This is a genomic window from Streptomyces sp. NRRL B-24572, from assembly GCF_002156145.1.
Taxonomy (GTDB): Bacteria; Actinomycetota; Actinomycetes; order Streptomycetales; family Streptomycetaceae; genus Streptomyces; species Streptomyces vietnamensis.
In genome coordinates this window covers 1-5,284 of sequence record NZ_MWIG01000498.1, presented here as the reverse complement: position 1 = coordinate 5,284, position 5,284 = coordinate 1, and the positions used below count along the sequence as shown (strand labels likewise).

General features: G+C 69.4%; 3 protein-coding genes. 1 reads left to right on the top strand and 2 read right to left on the bottom strand.

The window, feature by feature from the left end; translation table 11 throughout:
- Positions 1-98 precede the first annotated feature (98 nt).
- Entirely contained in the window at positions 99-455 is a 357-nt protein-coding gene (locus tag CCN56_RS27715; RefSeq protein WP_018848827.1) for an iron-sulfur cluster assembly accessory protein, read from the bottom strand.
- Positions 456-702: 247 nt separating this feature from the next.
- On the opposite strand from CCN56_RS27715, the gene nadA reads away from it, so the two are divergent.
- Positions 703-1,881, top strand: coding sequence for a quinolinate synthase NadA (nadA, locus tag CCN56_RS27710; protein ID WP_041128847.1), 1,179 nt, complete (start codon positions 703-705; stop codon positions 1,879-1,881).
- Positions 1,882-1,953: 72 nt separating this feature from the next.
- On the opposite strand, the gene CCN56_RS27705 is transcribed toward nadA, so the two are convergent.
- Entirely contained in the window at positions 1,954-5,082 is a 3,129-nt protein-coding gene (locus CCN56_RS27705) for an efflux RND transporter permease subunit (protein WP_086830665.1), read from the bottom strand.
- Positions 5,083-5,284: the final 202 nt, after the last annotated feature.

Here is a 5,284-nt window from a genome sequence, read left to right as displayed (position 1 = left end):
GGCAGGCCGTGCCGCGGCGCTGAGCGCGTCCGGGTACGCGTGAGGGCGGCGGCCCCGGGAGGGATCCCCGGGGCCGCCGCCCTCACGCACGTACAGGCTTAGCTGAACGAGTCGCCGCAGGCGCAGGAGCCCGTGGCGTTCGGGTTGTCGATGGTGAAGCCCTGCTTCTCGATCGTGTCGACGAAGTCGATCGACGCGCCGCCCAGGTACGGGGCGCTCATCCGGTCGGTGACGACCTTGACGCCGTCGAAGTCCTTCACGACGTCGCCGTCGAGCGAGCGCTCGTCGAAGAACAGCTGGTAACGCAGGCCGGAGCAGCCGCCGGGCTGAACGGCGACGCGCAGGGCCAGGTCATCGCGGCCTTCCTGGTCGAGGAGGGCCTTGACCTTGGCCGCGGCGGCGTCGGACAGGAGGATGCCGTCGCTGACAGTGGTCTTCTCGTCCGATACGGACATCTGCTTCTCTCCCGGTGGTGTACGGAGACTGCTTGCCGACGGTTGCAACCGACGGTGCCCCGGATTCATTCCGGGCCGAGTGGGGTCTTCCCTCTTTCATGCTCGCACACCATGTCCAGGAGTGCGGACGGCGAATTCGTCACATCGACACTATGGACATCGTCATTCTGACGTGAAGCGGTTATGATAGATAGCGTCATTTCGACGAAAAGCGTTTCCCGAAGACCCCGAAGAAAGGGTGCGTGACGTGACCACCGCCCAGCCCCTGGATGTGCAGCCGACGCCGCTCGCCCTGCTCCTGCTCGGTCGCGAAGCCGACCCGAAGAGCGAGCGCGGGGTGGAGTGTCCCGGCGATCTGCCGTCGCCCTCCGACCCGGACCTCGTGGAGCGCGCCCGCGCCGCGAAGGAGAAGCTCGGGGACAAGGTCTTCGTGCTCGGACACCACTACCAGCGCGACGAGGTCATCCAGTTCGCCGACGTGACCGGTGACTCCTTCAAGCTCGCGCGCGACGCCGCCGCCAAGCCCGAGGCCGAGTACATCGTCTTCTGCGGCGTCCACTTCATGGCCGAGTCGGCCGACATCCTCACCGGCGACGACCAGAAGGTCGTCCTGCCCGACCTCGCGGCCGGCTGCTCGATGGCCGACATGGCCACCGCCGAGCAGGTCGCCGAGTGCTGGGACGTGCTGACCGAGGCCGGCATCGCCGAGCAGGTCGTGCCCGTCTCGTACATGAACTCCTCGGCCGACATCAAGGCCTTCACCGGCAAGCACGGGGGCACGATCTGCACCTCGTCCAACGCCGAGCGGGCCCTGAACTGGGCCTTCGAGCAGGGCGAGAAGGTGCTCTTCCTGCCGGACCAGCACCTGGGCCGCAACACCGCCGTCCGCGACATGGGCATGTCCCTGGACGACTGCGTGCTCTACAACCCGCACAAGCCGAACGGCGGGCTCACCGTCGAGGAGCTGCGCGCCGCCAAGATGATCCTCTGGCGGGGCCACTGCTCAGTGCACGGCCGCTTCTCGCTGGACTCGGTGAACGACGTGCGCGAGCGCATCCCGGGCGTGAACGTGCTCGTCCACCCCGAGTGCCGCCACGAGGTCGTCGCCGCCGCGGACTACGTGGGCTCGACCGAGTACATCATCAACACCCTGGAGGCGGCCCCGGCCGGTTCCAAGTGGGCGATCGGCACGGAGCTGAACCTGGTCCGGCGCCTGGCGAATCGATTCGCCGACCAGGGCAAGGAGATCGTCTTCCTCGACAAGACGGTCTGCTTCTGCTCGACGATGAACCGCATCGACCTCCCGCACCTGGTGTGGACCCTGGAGTCCCTGGCCGAGGGCAACCTCGTCAACCAGATCCAGGTCGACAAGGAGACGGAGAGCTTCGCCAAGCTCGCGCTCGAGCGGATGCTGGCGCTGCCGTAACGGTTCTCCCTCACGTACGCCGGAAGGGGCGCCCCGCACATCGCGGGGCGCCCCTTCCTCATGCCGTACGGATCAGACCGCGGTCGGCTCCTTCGCCTGCGGCGGGACCGGCACCTCGCCGGACTTCGCCTCCCGCTTCGCCGCCTTCTTCTTCGCGCGGCGCTCCTTGCGGAGCTCCACCATCGCGTAGAGCGTCGGGACGAGGAGCAGGGTCAGCAGCGTCGAGGTGATCAGACCGCCGATCACCACCACGGCCAGCGGCTGGGCGATGAAGCCGCCCTCGCCGGTGATGCCGAGGGCCATCGGCAGCAGGGCGAAGATCGTCGCCAGGGCGGTCATCAGGATCGGGCGGAGCCGGTGCCGGCCGCCCTCGATCACCGCTTCGACGACGCCCAGGCCCTGCGCCCGGTACTGGTTGATCAGGTCGATCAGGACGATCGCGTTGGTGACGACGATGCCGATGAGCATCAGCATGCCGATCATCGCCGGGACGCCCATCGCCGTGCCGGTGACCACGAGCAGACCGATCGCGCCGGTCGCCGCGAACGGGATCGAGACCAGCAGGATCAGCGGCTGGACCAGCGACCGGAAGGTCGCCACGAGCAGCATGAAGACGATCGCGACGGCCGCGAGCATCGCCAGGAACAGGTTGCGGAAGGCGTCGGACTGGTCCGCGGTGACGCCGCCGACGGTGGCGGTGGCGCCCTCCGGCAGGTCGAGCGCCTTGAGCTTCGCCTGGAGGGCGTTGCCCACCGCACCGGTGTTGTCACCGACCGGCTTGGCCGTGATCGTCGCGGCGCGAGCACCGTCGATCCGGGTCATCGAGACCGGGCCGGGGACCAGCTCGACGGTGGCGACGTCGCCCAGCTTCACCGGACCGAGCGGCAGCGCCTTCAGCTCGGCCAGGGTGGTGGCCGGGTGGGCCGAGGTGATGAGGACGTCCCGCTCGCTGTCGTCGAGGATCGCCTTGGCGGCCGGGGTGCCCCGGACGGCCTGGGCGACGATCGCGCCGAGCGAGGTGGTGTCGAAGCCGGCGTCGGCCGCCTTGGCGTTCGCCTTCACGGAGATCCGCGGGACGGACGTCGCGAGGTCGTTCTCGACGTCGGTGACGTCCTTGAGCCCGGCGACCGCCGACCGGACCTGCTCGGAGGCCTTCTTGAGGACCTCCGGGTCGGCGGCCTTGACGACCACGCTCAGGTTCTGGGAGCCGAAGCCGTCGCCGGCGGCGATGGTGGTGTCGCCGATGCCGTCGAGGGCGCCGAGGCCCTTCTCGATGGCGTCACGGGTCTTCTCGTACGAGGCGGAGTCCTCCAGGCTCACCTTGTAGGAGGCCTGGTTGGAGCCGGTGCCGCCGCCGAAGGCCGCCATGAAGCCGGAGGAGCCGACGGTGACCTGGTAGTCCTTGACGCCCTCGGTGTCCGCGAGGACCTTCTCGATCTTCTTCGCGGCCTCGTCGGAGGCGCTCAGGCTGGTGCCGGGCGCCAGCTCCTGCTTGATGTTGAGGACTTCCTGCTCGCCCGGGTCGAAGAAGTTCGTCTTCAGGAGCCCGCCCATGCCGAAGGTGACGACCAGGACGACGAGGGCGAGGGCGAGGCTGGTGAGCCGGCGCCGGGTCGCGAACCGCAGGACCGGCACGTACGCGCGCTGGAGGCGGCTCTTCTCCTCCTTCTCCTCGGCGAGGCGGCGGGCCTCCTCCGGGTCCTGCGAGGTGCCCTTGGGGGCGCGCAGGAACCAGTACGAGAGAACAGGAACGACGGTCAGGGAGACGAGCAGCGAGGCGAGCAGGGCCGCCGTCACCGTCAGCGAGAAGGAGCCGAACATCTCGCCGACGATGCCGCCGACCAGGCCGATCGGCAGGAACACGGCGACGGTGGTGAGGGTGGAGGAGGTGACGGCGCCCGCCACCTCGCGGACCGCGGTGAGGATCGCGGCCTGGCGCTCCTCGCCGTAGCCCAGGTGCCGCTTGATGTTCTCCAGGACCACGATCGAGTCGTCGACGACCCGGCCGATGGCGATGGTGAGCGCGCCGAGCGTCAGCATGTTGAGCGAGAGGTCGCGGGTCCACAGCACGATGAGGGCGAGGACGACCGAGAGCGGGATGGAGACCGCGGTCACCAGCGTCGAGCGGAGCGAGGCGAGGAAGACCAGGATCACGAGGACGGCCATGACGAGGCCGAGCGCGCCCTCCGTGGTCAGGCCGGAGACGGACTTGGCGACGGCCGGGCCCTGGTCGGAGACGACGGTCAGCTCGGCGCCGGCGCCGAGGTCGCGGCGCAGCTCGGGCAGCTTCTCCTCGACGGCGTCGGAGATCGTGACGGCGCTGCCGTCCTTGTCCATGGTGGCCATGACGGCGAGGCTGGGCTTGCCGTTGGTGCGGGTGAGGGAGACCCGCGGCGACTCCTCCTGGCGGACGGTGGCCACGTCACCGAGGCGGACCGCCTTGCCCTTGCCGGGGACGGCCGCCGGGATGCGGAGGTCCTCGATCTGCTTCAGCGAGGTGTAGCCGCCGCCGACCTGGATCGTGCGGGACTTGCCGGCCTCCGAGAAGGAGCCGGCCGGCACGGTCGCGCCGCCGGAGCGGAGGGCCTCGGCGAGCTTCATGGTGTTCAGTCCGGCCGCGGCGAGCTTCCGCTCGTCGGGGGTGACGGAGACCTGGAGGTCCTGGACGCCGCTGACGGAGACCCGGCCGACGCCCTCGATGTCCTCCAGGACGGGCACGACGGTCCGCTCCAGCTGGTCGGCGAGCGCCTGCGGGTCCTTGTCCGAGGAGGCGGCGAGGACGACGGTCGGCATGTCGTCCGTCGAGCCGGCGATCACCTGCGGGTCGACGGTGTCGGGCAGCTGGGCGCGGGCGCGGTTCACGGCCTGCTGGACGTCGGCGACGAGCTGCTTCGTCGACTCGTCGCCGTAGTCGAAGGAGGCCATGACGACGGCGTTGCCCTCGGAAGCGGTGGAGGTGACCGACTTCAGGCCGTCGACGGCCTTGAGGCTGTTCTCCAGCGGCTCGACGACCTGCTTCTCCACCACGTCGGGAGAGGCGCCCTGGTACGGGGCCAGGACCGACACCATGGGGAGCTCGATCGAGGGCAGCAACTGCTGCTTCAGCTGCGGGATCGCGATCGCTCCGAACACGATCGCGATGATGGACATCAGCCCGATCAGGGCCCGTTGCGCGAGGCTGAATCTGGACAGCCAGGACATGGGGTCTCTCTTCTGTGGCGTACTCGTCGACATGCGGGAGCAGCCAAGACCCCGGCTTGGACCCGCTGGATCCGCCGGAGATGCCCCCCCGCCTATACGATCTGCCATCCGCGGCCGGAAGTCCTCGGCCCCCGGGTCCACTTCTTTACGCCGCGCATACCGCGTCTGGAGTACGCGCTCACTCCACCCGGGGGCGTACGAG